Below are 15,814 nucleotides of genomic sequence, written 5' to 3' on the forward strand. Positions count from 1 at the left end.
AGTATAGGGAGCGGCGTTTTGTTCGATTACAATCATTAGGACAAAAAACAACAGATATAGGACAATCCGATGGCGCTGATTCAACAGCATCACCCGTTCGACCCGGATCGGCTGCCGGCACCGGTGCTTGGCATCGCGGCCGAACTGACGGAGCACGACTCCGGGCTGCATTGGCATCAGCGTTCGCAGCTGCTGTATGCGCCGCAGGGGTGCATGACGGTCACGTTGGCGCAGCAGTGGTTGATTTTGCCGCCGACGCGCAGCGTCTGGATACCGGGCGGCATTGCGCATCGGGTGCAGCTGCGCGGCCGCGTCGCTTATCGCTCGCTGTATTTCGATCCGGCGCTGACGGCCGTCATGCCGCCACAGGCTGCGGTGCTGGCGGTGAACCCGCTGTTGGCGGCGATCGTCGAGCGCATCGCGCACTGGCCGCTGGACTATGCGTTGGCGCAGCCCCAGGCGCGCGATTTGCTGGCGGTGTTGATCAATGAGCTTGGCGGGGCGCAGCGAGAGAAGACCCAACTGCGGCTGCCGCAGGACAGGCGTCTTGCCGCCTGGCTGGCCACGCTGCCGGAGAGCGACGAGTTACCGGCGTTGGCGGCGTTGGCGCAGCGCTTGAATCTGCACGCTAAAACGCTAACGCGGCTGTTTCAGCGAGAAACCGGCCTGAGCTATCAGCAGTGGTGCCAGCAGTGGCGTCTGATGCGCGCGATCGAGCTGCTGGCGGCGTTGCCGTCGGTCAGCGCGGTGGCGCAGCGGTTGGGGTTTTCCAGCGACAGCGCGTTTATCGCCTTTTTCCGTCAGTTCACCGGCACCACGCCGCGGCGCTATATGCAAGGGGGCTGATAAAGCACAACGGCGCATAATGCGCCGCTGAGAGAGGATTATTTGCCTGCGGCCAGGGCGTCCAGCGCTTCGCGGATGCCGGGCACCGCCAGGGCGCGGTTATCGGCGCGATAGCGATCTTTCGCCGCCGGCGCCGAACTTTGGATGGCGATCAGCTGCCAGCCGTCGGCGGTTTTCAACAGCAGCGGTGAACCGCTGTCGCCGGGCAGGGTATCGCACTGGTGCGACAGTACGCCTTGCTGGGCCCAGCCGGTGACCTTGCAGTTTTGGTGGCTGTAGAGGTCATCCAGATGATCTTCCGGGTAACCCGCTTGGGTTATCAGCCGTTTGGCCTGTTTCAGGGCCTGAGTCAGCGCCTTGCTGTCGCCTTGCCACAGCGGCAGTGGGGCGATCGGCAGCGGCTTTTTGTCTTTCAGACGGATCAGCGCAAAGTCATAGGCGGCAGCGGCGGGCGGCACGATCCAGCCATCGCCGTCCGGCTTCAGCTTTTTGCCCAGCTTGCTGTCGACCAGGGTCTCGATATTGCCGGTTTGATACTGCCAGGATTTATCGCCTGCCACAAAGCGCAGGGCGATGGCCTTATCCAGTTGCCCGGGCGGTGCCAGCACGCAGTGGCCGGCGGTTAACGCCAGGTGCGGGGAGATCAGCGTGGCGGTACACAGATTGCCGCTGGCGGTTTCGATCTGGCCAATGGCCTGCCACGGTTGGGCGGCGGTATCCGTGACTTTGATTCTTTCATCTTTGCCGAAAAACAGACGCGTTTGCTCGGCCTTGGACGGGCCGTCGGCGCGTGCCGCCTGAGCAGCGATGAGTGGGAGTAAGCACAGCAACGGTAAAACGGATATGCGCATAGATCTCTTGCCTGACAAATACGGATCATCCATAAACACACTGAATGCTAACTATAGACTGATTTAGCAGCCATGTGGATGGGCAATAATTGATTTTTCAATAATTTCCCGCCGGCGACGCGGCAGGCTACAGGTAAAAAAAGACGGCGATCAGTCCACAAAGGATCAGGGCGGTCAGAACGATCTCGAACAGGTAGCGGCGCAGCATCAATGAGAACCCCCCGATGAAAAAACACCCGGCGAACCGGGTGTCGTACACGTCAAGCCTGAAGCGGTGAGGGGACCCTCACGTCATTACGCTTTTTTGTGGCTGGCTTTCTTGTGGTGCTTTTTAGCCGCCTGGGCTTTTTGAGCCGGGGCTTTCTTACCGGCTTTTTTGTGATGCTTTTTGGCCGCTTGAGCTTTCTGAACCGGGGCTTTCTTGCCGTGGTGTTTCACCTGAGCTTTAGCCGGCGCAGCGGTGGCGGTGGTTGCGGTAGCCGCAGGTGCGGTGGTGGCAGCCTCGGCAGCGAAAGCCACGGAAGACAGACCCATTGCAGCGGCAACAACCAGAGCTAATACTTTTTTCATCGCAGAATCCTCAACATGACTTTTGGGTATCAACCCCACTGCGGGGCCGTTGAAATGATAGTAGGCAAACGGCGCCCGGCTTTCCGTGAGTGATTGGTTTCGGCTTGTAACCTAATGTACAGGGCGGCGGCGGCAAAGGGGATTGCTGCTATAATGACCGCCAGGCGCGATAAAAGGGATTTAAAATGAAAGAGATAACGATTCGCTGTGGCGTGACGGAACAGGGCGAGGTGCCGCTGGCCTATGAGGACTGGGGCGATGAGACGCACCCGCCGCTGCTGCTCATCATGGGCATCGGCGCGCAGCTTCTGTTGTGGCCTGACGATTTCTGCCGCGCCCTGGTGGCCAAGGGGTTTCGGGTGATCCGTTATGACAACCGCGACGTCGGTCTTTCCGGCAAAACGCAGGCGCAGCGCGCGCAGCCGCTGTGGCTACTGATGCTGCGCGCCCAGCTCGGTTGGCAAACGCCGGTGCCTTATACCCTGGCGGACATGGCAACGGACGCGGCGCATCTGCTCGATCACCTGCGCATCCCGCAGGCTCACGTACTGGGCGCCTCGATGGGGGGGATGATCGCCCAGGTGCTGGCCGCCGACTATCCGCAGCGCGTCGCTTCATTATGTATCTTGTTCTCCAGCACCAATCAGCCGCTGTTACCGCCGCCGGCGCCTTCGCTGCTGTGGCTGTTGGTGCGCCGGCCCGCGGCCGATTTGACGCCGCAGCAGCGCCATGAAGGTATGAAAGCCTTCCTGCGTGCGCTCGGCACCCGGTTTTACCCGCCGGAAGAGGCGGAATTGGATGCGTTGGTGAAGCGGCTGCTGAAGCGGGGCGTGGATCCGGCAGGCATGCAGCGGCAACTTTCCGCGTTGCTCGGCAGCGGCGATCTGCGTCGTTACAGCCGGCGCATCGCTGCACCGACGCTGGTCATTCACGGCGATCGCGATCGGCTGGTGCGCAAGGCGGGCGGAGTGGCGATTGCCCGCGCGGTCGTCAACGCCAAATTGCATATTATGCCGGGCATGGGGCATGACCTGCCGGCCGCGTTGAGGCCGCAGCTGGCGGCGATGATCGCCCGTCACGCACTGGGATGAGAGGCCGGAACGCCGGCGTTTTTACTATTTTAGTTACAACATACTTATGGTGAGTGGCCACCCGCCACTCTATAGCCAAGGCGTTGCCGGCACAGTACGTGCGTTATGAAGCATTATTCGGTCTTGCAGGCGGGAAAAGGGCGCGACAGGGCCGCGCCAGGAGAGATTACAGGTAGCGGTTTTCCAAATGCTGACGGAAGTAGCGTGGATTGAGCGCTTCGCCGGTCGCGTTGGCGATCAGCGTCTCGGTCGGGAAGCGGCTACCGTGGCGCCAGATGTTGTGCTGCAACCAGTGGAACAGCGGCTGCAGATTGCCGGCGGCGATATCCTCGCTCAGCGAAGGCAGGGCCTGGCGCACGCTGTGGAACAGCTGCGCGGCGTACATTGCGCCGAGGGTGTACGTCGGGAAGTAGCCGAACGCGCCGTCGGTCCAGTGGATATCCTGCATGCAGCCGTTGCGATAATTACCGATGGTGTCGAGGCCGAGGTAAGCGTGCATCTTTTCATTCCACAAGGCCGGAATGTCTTCCACTTCGACCTCGCCTTCGATCAACGCTTTTTCAATTTCGTAGCGCAGGATGACGTGGGCAGGATAGCTCACCTCGTCGGCGTCGACGCGGATCAGGCCCGGCTTAACGCGCTGGTTGAGGCGAATGAAGTTGGCTTCTTCCAGCGCCGGCTGTTCGCCAAACTGCGCGGTGACCAGCGGACGCAAGATTTTCAGGAATTCATTGCCGCGCGCCAGCTGCATTTCGAACAGCAGGCTCTGCGATTCGTGGATGGCGGTTGAGCGGGCCAGCGCGATCGGCTGGCCGAGCAGATCGCGCGGCAGGTTCTGCTCGTAGCGGGCGTGGCCGGTCTCGTGCACGATGCCCAGCAGCGCGGTCAGAAACTCCTTCTCGTTGTAACGCGTGGTGATGCGCACATCTTCCGGCACGCCGCCGCAGAATGGGTGAGCGCTGACGTCGACGCGGCCGTTGTCGAAGTTGAAACCGAGCAGTTTCATCACGCTGAGGCTCAGGTGGCGCTGGGTGTCTACATTGAACGGGCCTTGCGGCGTCTGGCAAGGTTCATTGGCCTGTTTGGCCACCACGCGCTGCAACAGATCCGGCAGCCAGGTCTTCAGATCGCCGAAGATGCGGTTGAGGTCGCTGCTGCGCATGCCCGGCTCATACAGGTTGAGCAGGGCGTCGTAACGGCTGGTGCCGGCCGCCTGTGCGCGGATCTGCGCCTCTTCCCGGCTGAGTTTGACCACTTCGCGCAGGTTCTCGGCGAAGCCGTCCCAGTCGTTGGCCGGGCGCTGGGCGCGCCAGGCGTGTTCGCAGCGCGCGCCGGCCAGCGATTTGGCCTCGACCAGTGACGCCGGCAGCAGCACCGCGTCCTCATATTGGCGGCGCATTTCGCGCAGATTGGCGCGATCGAGCTCGTCCAGCGTCTCTTGCTGCGCGCGATCCAACAGCGCACCGGTGCTTTCCGCCGTTAAAATCTGGTGCTGCAGCACGCTCAGCTCGGCCAGCGCTTCGGAGCGCGCCTTGCTGCCGCCCGGCGGCATCATGGTCTGCATGTCCCAACCGGCGATGGCGGACAGGTGGCCGAAACGCGACAGCCGGCTGAACAGAGCGCGCAGGTGATCGTAAGCAGACGTGTTGGAATGTGCAGATGTCATTATTATTCGGCTCCAATGAGAAGGGTCCGGCGGTATTACGCCAGATCGGCTTTTAAACTGAATGTCGGCTTCACCGGCCAGCAGAAACGGAAGCTGGCGCCGCCGAGCGAACTGCCTTCGACGAACACCTGTCCCTGGTAGGCGACGGCGATGGAATGGACAATGGCCAGCCCCAGCCCGCAGCCGCCGGTGGCGCGATCGCGGCTGGGATCGAGGCGGACGAAAGGTTCGAACACCCGTTCGCGCTCTTCCGGCGGGATGCCCGGCCCGTCATCCTCGACCTGCAAGCAGGCGAGGTCGCCGTCAAACCACAGGCCCACACGCAGGCGCTGCTCGGAATAGCGCAGCGCGTTGTTGACCAGGTTGTCGAGCACGCGTTCCATCAGGCGCAGATCGACGCCGCCGAAGTCGCCGACGTGCGGGATATCGAGCTGGATGTCGCGTTCCTGATGAATAAGACGGATATCGTCGACCTTGTCCTCGAGCCACTTTGGCAGATCGATGGGTTCAATGTTTAACGCAACCTGCGGACGGTCCAGACGGGCGTAGGTCAGCAGCTCGTCGATCAGCGACTCCAACTGGCCGATATCGCGGTTCAGCGCCTGCTGCTCGCTGTCGGACAGGTTATCGCTCATTTCGAGCCGATAACGCAGGCGCACCAGCGGCGTCCGCAGCTCGTGGGCGATGCCGTCGATCAGCTGTTTCTTGCTGGCGATCAGGGTATTGACGTTGTCGGCCATCTGATTGAACGCCACGCCAAGCCGGCTCAGGCTGGAGGTGGGGTCAAAGTGGGTACGCTCATCCAGATGACCGGCGCCGAGGCGCTGGGCGGCGTTTTCCAGCTTGAGCAGGTCTTGCCAGTGCGGCCGCATCCATAGAAACACCGGCAGCGCCAGCGACATGCCGATAAACACCAGCAACACCAGATCCAGCAGGCGCATCTGGTGCAGATAGAACAGATAAGGAATCGGGCCGACCACCAACACATAGTGGCTGCGCGGAATGCGCTGCATAAAGGTGTATTGATCGTCGAGGGCGATGATCTCCCCCAGCCGCAGCCGCTTTTTCAGATCTTCGCTCAGTTCCTGTTTACCGAGCGGCTCGATATGCAGTTTGAACGACAGGTTGAGATCCAGCGTGGCGATGGTCTTGTTCCAGTCCTTCAGCGGGATTTCGCGCAGCTCGCTGCGCATCAGGTACAGCGAGCTTTTCATCAAATCGTCCATCGACTGGCGGCCGGCGCGCTCGGCGGTCACCTTGTACACCAGGCCGACCAGCATCGCCATCACCAGAAAACAGACGAACAGCAACAGGAAGAACTGGACGAAAAGTTTTCTCATTGTTGCACCGATGCCCAGGCGTTAGGGGCGAACAGATAACCTTTATTGCGCACGGTCTTGATGCGGAACGGCTCCAGCGCATTGTCGTACAGTTTGCGGCGCAGGCGCGAGATTGCCACGTCGATGCTGCGATCCATGCCGTCGTAACTCACGCCGCGCAGGTTTTTCAGCAACGCCTCGCGATCCATGATCTGTCCGGCGTGGGTCGCCAGCTCCCACAGCAGATCGAAATCCGAGGTGGACAGAGTGACCGTTTCTTCGCCCAGCGTGACCTGGCGGTTGACCGGATCGATGCACAGCAGCCCAAAATGCAGCGCGTTGTGCTGGGTGAGCGGCTGAACCGACTCTTCTTTCGGCTGCTGGCTGTGTTGGCGCAGGTGCAAACGCAGGCGCGCCAGCAACACCGCCGGCGGCGTGGTTTTCAGGATATAGTCGTTGGCGCCCATCTCCAGCGACAGGATATGGTTCATGTCGCTGTCGAGCGAGGTGAGCAGCACGATCGGGCCGGGGAAGGTGGGGCGCAGATCGCGGCACAGCGTCATGCCGTCTTTGCCGGGCAGCATGATGTCCAGCAGCACCAAATCGGGTTGCTCGCGCTCGATGCGCGCCTGCGCGCTGTCGCCGCGCGGCTCGATCAGCACCTCGATGTCGTGTTTGCCCAGATAGGCGGCGATCAGTTTGCCGACTTCAGGATCGTCTTCCACAAAAACAATTTTATGCATATGCCCGTGTTTTAATAAGAAAAGCGGATTTCAGCATAGCGCGGCCTGCGAGGATGCGCCATGCGGATCTTTGCGTCAGCGCAGCGGCCGCCCGCCGTCGACGCCGTGGGTGCGGCCGGTCACGTAGCGGCTTTCCAGCAGATAGTTCACCAGATTGACCACCTCGCTCTCGCCCGGCGCGACCTTCATCAGCGACTTCGCCAGCGCCTGTTGGCGATAGGCTTCATCGTCGCCCGCATTGAAGATGATCAGCGCCGGCGCGATGGCGTTGACCTTGACCTCTGGCGCCAGCTTACGGGCGAACGATCGGGTCATATTGTCCAGCGCGGCCTTGCTGGCGGCGTAGGCGATGTGTTTGTCGCTGCCTTTTTCCACCACGTAGTCGGTCAGATGGATAATGTCCGCGCCTGCCTGGCCCTGGCCGGTCAGGCAGGATTCGAGCAGCTGGTTGAGCAAATAGGGCGTATAGACGTGAATTTGCAGCATCGCCGCCATTACCTGCTCCGGCGGCACCTCCGGCGACTCGGCTTGCCAGGCGCTGGCATTGTGTATCACCGCGCGCAGTTTGGGTGCCACTTGCCGTACCCGATCGGCGAAACGGTAGATGCCTTCGTGCGTGGAAAAATCGCCCTGAATGCAGCAGGCGCCCAAGGCTTTCAACTCGGCCATCGCCGGATATTCGCTGCGATAGGCGATGATGACGGGAACGCCGCGCTCGAGAAACGCTTTGGCGAGCGCCAGCCCGATGCGCCGCGCGCCGCCGGTAATCAGCACCGGGGCAGAGTTGGGGTGTTCCATTGATTAAAGCTCCTGGACAGACTGGCAAACAATAGGGGAATTATGCCATTATACGGCGGAAAGTCGTTAAAGCTTCGCATGATTATCCATTTCTGGATGTAAGATCCCCAATGCATTTCAGGTTGTCGCCCGGCGGCGGCTTGAAAGACCACGGGTTAACACTGGCCATGAGAGGAATGAGGGGATGAACAGCAATCACCTTGCATCCATCGCGCGCAGTGAGAAAATCTGTTTCGACTACATGGATTTTCTGTCCGCATCGTGCAGGAAGCACTGGCGCTTTGTTGATGCTATTTATGGTGTGATGCCGATCTTCGGCATGGTGTTGAAATCGCGCGTGACCACGTCACAAACGCGCAAAGAGCAGTTGAAAGATCTGGCGCTGCAGGTGGTGTCAACGCAGGTTAGCGATGAAACCAATATCGTGCGCCTGATTGACCTGGCGCAGCAGCAGGGCCTGACGGTATTTGATATTCAGTTGCCCTATGCGCTGGAGGCGCAACAGCTGGCGGCCATTCAGAAAGAGTGCGCGGAAGGCATCGCGATTGCCCTGGTGGGTGAGCGCATGACCGTCACCATTCCCCCTAAAAGCTGACCGGGTGCATCGACCCGGCCGCCCGTTCATGGTTAGGCAATTGACTGACCGCGATGGCCTAACCATGAACGTGAAACCCCATGCCGCGCAACGCTTGCCGTCTAAAGTCGGGTCCCGGCATTAGGACCGGAGCGCAGGGTATAAATACTGTCTATATGAATAAGCACCGCGTATTTCGGCGGTTTCATTCCATTTTTTTCTGCAAATGCCAGCGCCTCGTCAAACGGCTTGCCCGCCAGAAACAGTTCGGGCGTGCCGATGAAGCGGTAACCGTCCAGCGCCTCGCGATCGATGACCACAACGGCCATTTTCGATCCTTCCCTGATATTTTGCAGCGTCTGGCCACCGGTATTTTCGTTGTAAATCAGCGTACGGTCATCATAAAGGCGCAGAGAACGCTTGGGGCCGATATCGGGCACGCCATCCGGGCTGCTGGTTGCCTGCACAGGCAGCTGTTTGGCCAGCATTTTCTTCATGTCGTCATTCAATTCATTCATTGGCAGATTACCCCTCAGGTCGTGATGTCGTTGTTAATGCACGGTGGCGGAATGGTTTGCCGCAGGTGCGCAGACGCCGGTTTCCGGCTGTTTATGTTCGCGCAGCACCTGCAGCGTCTCTATTCGGAAACGCAGCAGGTGCCGCTCGGCGATCTGCTGCATCTGTTCGCACAGCGAGGTATCGTCCATCACCTGCTCAATGGCGAGCCGGGCCTGATGCACGTGCGGCTCAACGCCGCGCAGGGGCTTTTGCCGCAGGCGTAGATGGGTCATGTTGTTGAACGTGACGATCAGCGCGGCAAGGGCTGATTCGAAAATATTCAGCGCTTCAAATCTGGCGGCATAGTCCGCATTCAGCCAGGGTTTCTCGGCGAGGATCGCCTGAGCGAGTTCCAGCGCCTGCTGATAGTGCGTCATTGCCAGGCGATCGCGTTGCTGATTGAACGCCGTGTTGCCTTCGGCGATCGACGTTTCCCAGGCGGCAAACAAGGGTAATGCGTGCAGCAGTTTTTCAGCCATGAAATGCCTTCCATTTTCAGTCTGTCCTAACAAGACCTCCTGATGTTTCCCATCGGAGGCCTCATCCATGTCCTGCCGGTGATGCTATAAATGATAATGATAATTAATTGCATTTGAAATCGCAAGCATGGCAATTGACCGATCAACAGCGGGGGGAGAGGTAAAAAAGAGGAAAGAAGGGTAACGAAATGCGGCTGACGGGCAGCCGCATTAGCAGGCTATTTTAGTGCAACATAAACCAGCCGGCAGGCAGCGTGGCCACCAGCAGCAAGAAGATACTGCCTTTTTCCAGGCGATTCAGCAGATTGATATCCCGATGGCCATGGCGGGCGTACATGAACACCAACAGGCCCGGCGCATACAGCAGCACCGACATCAGCAGGTGCATCAGCCCGGAAGCGTACAGCAGCCACAAGCCATAGACGCAGGCGCCGGTTGCGGCAAAGATCAAGCGTTTGTCGCGGCGGCGGTATGCGACCTTAAACAGAAACGCGCCGACCAGGAAGTAAGGCACCAGGATCATTTCTGATGCGATGGTCAACAGCGAGTTGTAGTTGCTGCCGGTCAACCAGATCAGTACCAGCGCCAGCTGCACCGCGATGTTGGTCAGCCACAGCGAAGATGCTGGGGCGTGATGGCGATTCTGCTTGCCGAACACGCGCGGAAACGCGCCGTGCTGTGCGGCCAGCAGCGGCACTTCCGCCGCCATGATGGTCCAGCTCAGGTAGGCGCCGCAGACGGAAATGATCAGACCGGCGGCGATGATCACGTCCCCCCACGGGCCGATCAGTTCCACCATCAGCACCGCCATCGACGGGTTGCGCATGTCGGCCAGTTCGCTGCGCGGCACCACGCCCAGCGACAGCAGCGTGACCATCAGGTACACCGCCAGCGCCGACAGCACCGCCAGCATGGTGGCGCGGCCCACGTCTTTCTTATTGCGGGCGCGGGCGGAAACCACCACGGCGCCTTCCACGCCGATAAACACCCACAGGGTGATCAGCATTGTGTCCTTGACCTGTTCCCACACCGGCTTGCCGAGGGCGATACCTTTGAAATCCAGCGTGAACACGTCCATTTTGAAGGCGATCGCCGCCAAAACGGCGAACATCCCCAGCGGCAGCAGCTTGGCCAGGGTGGCGGCCAGATTGATGCTGGCCGCGGTTTGTACGCCCCGCAGCACCAGCGCATGCACGATCCACAGCAGGGCGGATTCGGCGATCAGCGCCTGCCAAGTATTGCCGTCACCGAGAATCACGTTGCCGCCGCGATCGGTGAAAATACTCAGCGCCGCGAACACGATCACCAGATACGAAACGTTGGCGATAACGGCGCACAGCCAGTAACCCCAGGCGGAGCAGAACCCCATCAGTTCGCCGAATCCCTCTTTGGCGTAGGTGAAGATGCCGCCGTCCAAATCCGGGCGCAGGCGCGTAAGCAGCAGCATGGCGAAGGCCAAAAACAGAATGCCGACGCCGGTGATCCCCCAACCCAGCAGCAACGCGGCGGGGCTGGCGACCTGCGCCATGTTTTGCGGCAGACTGAACACGCCGGCGCCCAGCATCGAGCTGAGCACCAAAGCGGTTAGCGCGGTAAGACCGAGTTTTTTTTCCAATGACGGATCCTGAACGCAGAATAAACAACTGGAAGGGAACTGCTTGGCGGCAACAATGTATTAACAACCACTGAGCGAATAGACAATAGCCCTAAAAATTGGCGCAAATTTTACGGAGGGATGATTAGAGATGCAATGATTGAATATGCGGAATTTACAAAAAACTATTCAACGTGCGATGAAAAAAGCGGCAATAAAAACGGGCAGCTCAAGGGCTGCCCGATGGTAAACCGAAAAGCGGGTTTTATTTGAACAGATCGGCGCTGACGGTCAGGTTGCCGCCGCTCTTGTTCTGCCACTGACGGGTAACGTGGTAGTACTTGGCGCCTTTCTCGGCTGCGCGTTTCGCCACTTCGGTGGAGACATCGGTCATGCTGTTGAAGTGGCCGGTGAAGGTGACGGAATCGAACGGCACCATCTGCGCGGCGGTCACGTTGTTCACTTCCTGGATCTTGGTGCCGTTAGGCAGCGTGACGGTATAGCGTTGGCCGGTAGAGGACTGGGTTTCGAAGAAACGGCCTACGTCGCGGCTTGGCGAACCGGAAGACGCGACGCCAGGGATTTCGACTTTCGCGGCAGCGGCGCCACCGGCGGCCAGCGCGGCGCGGCCGGCGTCAGAATCGGCCGGAATGGCATCCGGGCTCTGCACGCGGCGTTTTGGCGCATCGGCCTTATAGATGTAGGCGGTGACGAACTGGTTACCGCCGGAGTTGGCGTCAACCTGGCGCACGATGAAGAAGGATGCAGCGCCTTTTTTCTTCGCTTCTTTGGAGATGGCGTCGTTGATGTCCGGCTGGCTGCGGTAGAAACCGCTGACGCTCACGGTATCGTAAGGCTCCAGCAGATAGGCTTCCTCTTTAGGCAGTTCGTTCACGCCGTTAAATACGCGGTATTTTGGTGTTTTGCTCACTTCTGGCGCATCTTTATGATAAAGGTCTGCGGTGACGCGCCAGTTGCCGCCGTTGTTGCTGTTGTTGCTGTCCTGGATATAGAAGGAATCGGCACCCAGTTTGTCTGCACGGCGGGATACGGCGTCGACGGCTTCATTGATGGCATTGAAGCGGCCGGTAATCGTGATGCGATCAAACGGCTTCAGCGCCGCTGCTTTCTCAGGAGTTAACTCTTGCGCCGCATGAGCAGACAGCGTGGTGAGTGATAACAAGGCTGACGCGATGATCGTGGTCTTCAGCTTCATAAAAAATCCTTTCGCCTAGCGCATTAACGTTTATAACGTACTGAACTGTTTAAGTGTAATTCAGCCGTCGATTATTACATGTAATTCTGAAAACTGTCTCAGCATTTTATGTTATCCCGTGCGACAAATCGGTGACGGTGACGCGGGTCGCACGGATGGCGCCACCGTCATAAGTTTCCATAATAACGGCCTTGGTGTCATTAATGTTAATTATTCACAAAATGATAACTTTTATGCTTTTCCGCCGCGCGTGGCCATAATTCGTTACGCCGGGCGTAAACCTCTTGCCACGCAGAATACGCTGTTCTGTATGGGTTTTTTCACAGTAAATTGCGATTTGTCATATCACGCGCGGCGTTTTTATGTAAAAACAGAGCTGAATGCGTAAGCAATTATGGATCATCGACCTTATTTTCAGTAGGTTATAGTTGGCGTCTGAAATCAGTGCGGGCAAGTTAACGCCTGGCTCGCCGCTGGCGCCGTGCTATGGGCAGGAAAATAATAAACATCATCCAAGACAGGTGAGAAGGGAACATTATGCGTATTGGTGTACCAAGAGAGCGGTTGGCCAATGAAGCCCGGGTCGCAGCCACGCCGAAAACGGTGGAACAACTGCTGAAGCTGGGTTTTACCGTCGCGATTGAACGCGGGGCGGGCAAACTGGCCAGTTTTGAGGACGTCGCCTACGAAGCCGCCGGTGCGGCGCTGGTCGACGAAAGCGAAGTGTGGCAGTCGGATCTGATCCTGAAAGTCAACGCGCCGCAAGACGACGAGATCGCCTTGATGCGCGAAGGCAGCACGCTGGTCAGCTTTATCTGGCCGGCACAAAACCCCGAATTGATGGCCAAGCTGGCGGCGCGCAACGTCACCGCGCTGGCGATGGACTCGGTGCCGCGCATCTCGCGCGCCCAGTCGATGGATGCGCTGAGCTCGATGGCCAACATCGCCGGCTACCGCGCGATCGTCGAAGCGGCGCATGAGTTTGGCCGCTTCTTCACCGGCCAGATCACCGCCGCCGGCAAAGTGCCGCCGGCCAAGGTGATGATCATCGGTGCCGGCGTGGCCGGCCTGGCGGCGATCGGCGCCGCGGGCAGCCTCGGTGCCATCGTGCGCGCCTTCGACACCCGCCCGGAAGTGAAAGAGCAGGTGCAGAGCATGGGCGCGGAATTCCTCGAGCTGGATTTTGAAGAGGAAGCGGGCAGCGGCGACGGCTACGCCAAAGTGATGTCCGAAGCCTTTATCAAGGCCGAGATGGCGCTGTTCGCCGCGCAGGCGGCAGAGGTAGATATCATCGTCACCACCGCACTGATCCCGGGTAAACCGGCGCCGAAGCTCATCACCAAAGAGATGGTGGCGTCGATGAAGCCGGGCAGCGTGATCGTCGATCTGGCGGCGCAAACCGGCGGCAACTGCGAGCTGACCGTGGCGGACACCATTACCGTGACCGACAACGGCGTGAAAATCATCGGCTATACCGACCTGCCGAGCCGCTTGCCGACCCAATCTTCGCAGCTGTACGGCACTAATCTGGTCAACCTGCTGAAGCTGCTGTCGAAAGAGAAAAACGGCGAGATCGATATCGATTTCGACGATACGGTGATCCGCGGCGTTACCGTAGTGCGCAGCGGTGAAGTCACCTGGCCGGCGCCGCCGATCCAGGTCTCCGCCCAGCCGAAAGCGGCGCCTGCCGCCGCACCGGTGGCCAAACCCGAAGCCAAGCCGACCTCACCGTGGCTGAAGTACGGCCTGATGGCCCTGGCGATCCTGCTGTTCGGCTGGCTGGCGGACGCGGCGCCGAAAGAGTTCCTGTCGCACTTTACCGTGTTCGCGCTGGCCTGCGTGGTCGGTTACTACGTGGTCTGGAACGTCAGCCATGCGCTGCATACCCCGTTGATGTCGGTCACCAACGCGATCTCAGGGATTATCGTGGTCGGTGCGCTGTTGCAGATCGGCCATGGCGGCTGGGTGAGTTTCCTCTCCTTTATCGCCGTGCTGATCGCCAGCATCAATATTTTCGGTGGGTTCACCGTCACTCAGCGCATGCTGAAGATGTTCCGCAAGAACTAAGGGGTAGCAAATGTCTGGAGGATTGGTTACAGCTGCATACATTGTTGCCGCTATTTTGTTTATTTTCAGCCTGGCGGGCCTGTCGCGTCATGAAACGTCGAAGCAGGGCAACCTGTTCGGCGTCGCCGGTATGGCGATCGCGCTGATCGCCACCATTCTGGGGCCGGATTCCGGCAACGTCGGCTGGATCATCATTGCCATGATCATCGGCGGCTCGATCGGCGTCTATCTGGCCAAGAAGGTCGAGATGACCGAAATGCCGGAGCTGGTGGCGGTGCTGCACAGCTTCGTTGGCCTGGCTGCGGTGCTGGTCGGTTTCAACAGCTACCTGGATCACGGCGCGCCGATGGAACCGGTGATGGCGAATATCCATCTGACCGAAGTGTTCCTCGGCATCTTTATCGGTGCGGTGACTTTCACCGGGTCGATCGTCGCCTTCGGTAAGCTGCGCGGCATCATCTCTTCCAAGCCGCTGATGCTGCCGAACCGCCACAAGCTGAATCTGGCGGCGCTGGTGATCTCGTTCCTGCTGCTGGTCGCGTTCGTGCGCGCCGACAGCGTGGGCTGGCAGGTGGTGACGCTGCTGCTGATGACGGCGATCGCACTGGCGTTCGGCTGGCATCTGGTGGCTTCGATCGGCGGCGCCGACATGCCGGTGGTGGTGTCGATGCTCAACTCCTATTCGGGGTGGGCGGCGGCCGCGGCGGGCTTCATGCTGAGCAACGATCTGCTGATCGTCACCGGCGCGCTGGTGGGCTCGTCGGGGGCGATCCTGTCTTACATTATGTGTAAGGCAATGAACCGCTCGTTTATCAGCGTGATCGCCGGCGGTTTCGGCAGTGACGGTTCGTCTACCGGCGATGCCGAAGAGATGGGCGAATACCGTGAAACCACGGCGGAAGAGGTAGCCGAGCAGCTGAAGAACTCCACCTCGGTGATCATCACCCCGGGTTACGGCATGGCGGTGGCGCAGGCGCAATATCCGGTGGCGGAAATCACCGAGAAACTGCGGGCGCGCGGCGTGAAGGTGCGCTTCGGCATTCACCCGGTCGCGGGGCGTTTGCCGGGCCACATGAACGTGCTGCTGGCGGAGGCTAAAGTGCCGTACGACGTGGTGCTGGAGATGGATGAAATCAACGAAGATTTCCCGGATACCGACACCGTGCTGGTGATCGGTGCCAACGACACGGTGAACCCGGCGGCACTGGAAGATCCGCGCAGCCCGATCGCCGGCATGCCGGTATTGGAAGTGTGGAAGGCGCAGAACGTGATCGCATTCAAACGCTCGATGAACACCGGCTACGCCGGCGTGCAGAACCCACTGTTCTTCAAGGAGAATACCCAAATGCTGTTTGGCGATGCCAAAGACAGCGTGGAGGCGATTCTGCGGGCGTTGCAGAAGTAGTTGAGCAACCAAAAAAACGGGCCGCTTATTAGCGGCC

Annotated in this window: 16 protein-coding genes; 5 read left to right on the top strand and 11 right to left on the bottom strand. The window is 59.6% G+C overall.

Features of this window, described 5'->3' with window-relative positions; all coding sequences use genetic code 11:
• Window positions 1-69 precede the first annotated feature (69 nt).
• Window positions 70-846, top strand: coding sequence for an AraC family transcriptional regulator (locus tag FHU12_RS08260; protein ID WP_141968582.1), 777 nt, complete (start codon window positions 70-72; stop codon window positions 844-846).
• 38 nt (window positions 847-884) lie between these two features.
• On the opposite strand, the gene FHU12_RS08265 is transcribed toward FHU12_RS08260, so the two are convergent.
• From FHU12_RS08265 to asr, 3 genes are all read right to left on the bottom strand, one after another.
• A complete protein-coding gene (locus FHU12_RS08265; protein WP_141968584.1) occupies window positions 885-1,697 on the bottom strand; it encodes a trypsin-like serine peptidase in 813 nt (270 codons plus the stop codon).
• Between the two features lie 127 nt (window positions 1,698-1,824).
• On the bottom strand, window positions 1,825-1,905 hold the full coding sequence (gene ydgU, locus FHU12_RS27625; RefSeq protein ID WP_455677416.1) for a small membrane protein YdgU: 81 nt from the start codon (window positions 1,903-1,905) through the stop codon (window positions 1,825-1,827).
• A gap of 86 nt (window positions 1,906-1,991) precedes the next feature.
• Entirely contained in the window at window positions 1,992-2,267 is a 276-nt protein-coding gene (asr, locus tag FHU12_RS08270; RefSeq protein WP_025302975.1) for an acid resistance repetitive basic protein Asr, read from the bottom strand.
• A 185-nt stretch (window positions 2,268-2,452) separates the two neighbouring features.
• Here asr and FHU12_RS08275 point away from each other — a divergent pair, with 185 nt between their 5' ends.
• Window positions 2,453-3,358 (top strand): alpha/beta fold hydrolase, encoded by a 906-nt coding sequence (locus FHU12_RS08275; protein ID WP_141968586.1) that lies wholly within the window; start codon window positions 2,453-2,455, stop codon window positions 3,356-3,358.
• Window positions 3,359-3,524: 166 nt separating this feature from the next.
• Here FHU12_RS08275 and FHU12_RS08280 read toward each other — a convergent pair whose 3' ends face one another.
• From FHU12_RS08280 to folM, 4 genes are all read right to left on the bottom strand, one after another.
• On the bottom strand, window positions 3,525-5,024 hold the full coding sequence (locus FHU12_RS08280) for a carboxypeptidase M32 (RefSeq protein ID WP_141968588.1): 1,500 nt from the start codon (window positions 5,022-5,024) through the stop codon (window positions 3,525-3,527).
• Window positions 5,025-5,059: 35 nt separating this feature from the next.
• A complete protein-coding gene (gene rstB, locus FHU12_RS08285; protein ID WP_141968590.1) occupies window positions 5,060-6,364 on the bottom strand; it encodes a two-component system sensor histidine kinase RstB in 1,305 nt (434 codons plus the stop codon).
• On the bottom strand, window positions 6,361-7,086 hold the full coding sequence (gene rstA / locus FHU12_RS08290; protein WP_141968592.1) for a two-component system response regulator RstA: 726 nt from the start codon (window positions 7,084-7,086) through the stop codon (window positions 6,361-6,363). Before rstA ends, rstB begins: the two co-directional genes overlap by 4 nt.
• Window positions 7,087-7,161: 75 nt before the next feature.
• Window positions 7,162-7,884 carry a dihydromonapterin reductase gene (gene folM, locus FHU12_RS08295; RefSeq protein WP_141968594.1) on the bottom strand — a complete coding sequence of 241 codons (723 nt, stop codon included), beginning with the start codon at window positions 7,882-7,884 and terminating at the stop codon, window positions 7,162-7,164.
• A gap of 184 nt (window positions 7,885-8,068) precedes the next feature.
• Here folM and FHU12_RS08300 point away from each other — a divergent pair, with 184 nt between their 5' ends.
• Window positions 8,069-8,479, top strand: a complete 411-nt coding sequence (locus FHU12_RS08300; protein ID WP_141968596.1) for a hypothetical protein — start codon at window positions 8,069-8,071, stop codon at window positions 8,477-8,479.
• A gap of 101 nt (window positions 8,480-8,580) precedes the next feature.
• On the opposite strand, the gene FHU12_RS08305 is transcribed toward FHU12_RS08300, so the two are convergent.
• From FHU12_RS08305 to ydgH, 4 genes are all read right to left on the bottom strand, one after another.
• On the bottom strand, window positions 8,581-8,976 hold the full coding sequence (locus FHU12_RS08305) for a pyridoxamine 5'-phosphate oxidase family protein (RefSeq protein WP_141968598.1): 396 nt from the start codon (window positions 8,974-8,976) through the stop codon (window positions 8,581-8,583).
• A gap of 33 nt (window positions 8,977-9,009) precedes the next feature.
• A complete protein-coding gene (locus FHU12_RS08310; RefSeq protein ID WP_141968600.1) occupies window positions 9,010-9,495 on the bottom strand; it encodes a DUF2753 family protein in 486 nt (161 codons plus the stop codon).
• Window positions 9,496-9,718: 223 nt separating this feature from the next.
• Window positions 9,719-11,110, bottom strand: a complete 1,392-nt coding sequence (locus FHU12_RS08315; protein ID WP_141968602.1) for an amino acid permease — start codon at window positions 11,108-11,110, stop codon at window positions 9,719-9,721.
• Window positions 11,111-11,354: 244 nt separating this feature from the next.
• Window positions 11,355-12,305, bottom strand: coding sequence for a DUF1471 family protein YdgH (gene ydgH / locus FHU12_RS08320; RefSeq protein ID WP_141968604.1), 951 nt, complete (start codon window positions 12,303-12,305; stop codon window positions 11,355-11,357).
• Window positions 12,306-12,842: 537 nt separating this feature from the next.
• Between ydgH and pntA the strand changes: the two genes are divergently transcribed.
• Both pntA and pntB read left to right on the top strand, forming a co-directional pair.
• A complete protein-coding gene (gene pntA / locus FHU12_RS08325) occupies window positions 12,843-14,372 on the top strand; it encodes a Re/Si-specific NAD(P)(+) transhydrogenase subunit alpha (protein WP_141968606.1) in 1,530 nt (509 codons plus the stop codon).
• Between the two features lie 10 nt (window positions 14,373-14,382).
• A complete protein-coding gene (gene pntB, locus FHU12_RS08330) occupies window positions 14,383-15,777 on the top strand; it encodes a Re/Si-specific NAD(P)(+) transhydrogenase subunit beta (protein ID WP_025302964.1) in 1,395 nt (464 codons plus the stop codon).
• Window positions 15,778-15,814 lie beyond the last annotated feature (37 nt).

The sequence above is a fragment of the Serratia marcescens genome, from assembly GCF_006715005.1.
In the GTDB taxonomy this organism is placed as follows: Bacteria; Pseudomonadota; Gammaproteobacteria; order Enterobacterales; family Enterobacteriaceae; genus Serratia; species Serratia montpellierensis.

Bases quoted from the DNA above. Each gene is read 5' to 3' on its own strand.
- FHU12_RS08260 (WP_141968582.1), top strand. From the start codon at position 70: ATGGCGCTGATTCAACAGCATCACCCGTTCGACCCGGATCGGCTGCCG.
- FHU12_RS08265 (WP_141968584.1), bottom strand. From the start codon at position 1,697: ATGCGCATATCCGTTTTACCGTTGCTGTGCTTACTCCCACTCATCGCT.
- ydgU (WP_455677416.1), bottom strand. From the start codon at position 1,905: ATGCTGCGCCGCTACCTGTTCGAGATCGTTCTGACCGCCCTGATCCTT.
- asr (WP_025302975.1), bottom strand. From the start codon at position 2,267: ATGAAAAAAGTATTAGCTCTGGTTGTTGCCGCTGCAATGGGTCTGTCT.
- FHU12_RS08275 (WP_141968586.1), top strand. From the start codon at position 2,453: ATGAAAGAGATAACGATTCGCTGTGGCGTGACGGAACAGGGCGAGGTG.
- FHU12_RS08280 (WP_141968588.1), bottom strand. From the start codon at position 5,024: ATGACATCTGCACATTCCAACACGTCTGCTTACGATCACCTGCGCGCT.
- rstB (WP_141968590.1), bottom strand. From the start codon at position 6,364: ATGAGAAAACTTTTCGTCCAGTTCTTCCTGTTGCTGTTCGTCTGTTTT.
- rstA (WP_141968592.1), bottom strand. From the start codon at position 7,086: ATGCATAAAATTGTTTTTGTGGAAGACGATCCTGAAGTCGGCAAACTG.
- folM (WP_141968594.1), bottom strand. From the start codon at position 7,884: ATGGAACACCCCAACTCTGCCCCGGTGCTGATTACCGGCGGCGCGCGG.
- FHU12_RS08300 (WP_141968596.1), top strand. From the start codon at position 8,069: ATGAACAGCAATCACCTTGCATCCATCGCGCGCAGTGAGAAAATCTGT.
- FHU12_RS08305 (WP_141968598.1), bottom strand. From the start codon at position 8,976: ATGAATGAATTGAATGACGACATGAAGAAAATGCTGGCCAAACAGCTG.
- FHU12_RS08310 (WP_141968600.1), bottom strand. From the start codon at position 9,495: ATGGCTGAAAAACTGCTGCACGCATTACCCTTGTTTGCCGCCTGGGAA.
- ydgH (WP_141968604.1), bottom strand. From the start codon at position 12,305: ATGAAGCTGAAGACCACGATCATCGCGTCAGCCTTGTTATCACTCACC.
- pntA (WP_141968606.1), top strand. From the start codon at position 12,843: ATGCGTATTGGTGTACCAAGAGAGCGGTTGGCCAATGAAGCCCGGGTC.
- pntB (WP_025302964.1), top strand. From the start codon at position 14,383: ATGTCTGGAGGATTGGTTACAGCTGCATACATTGTTGCCGCTATTTTG.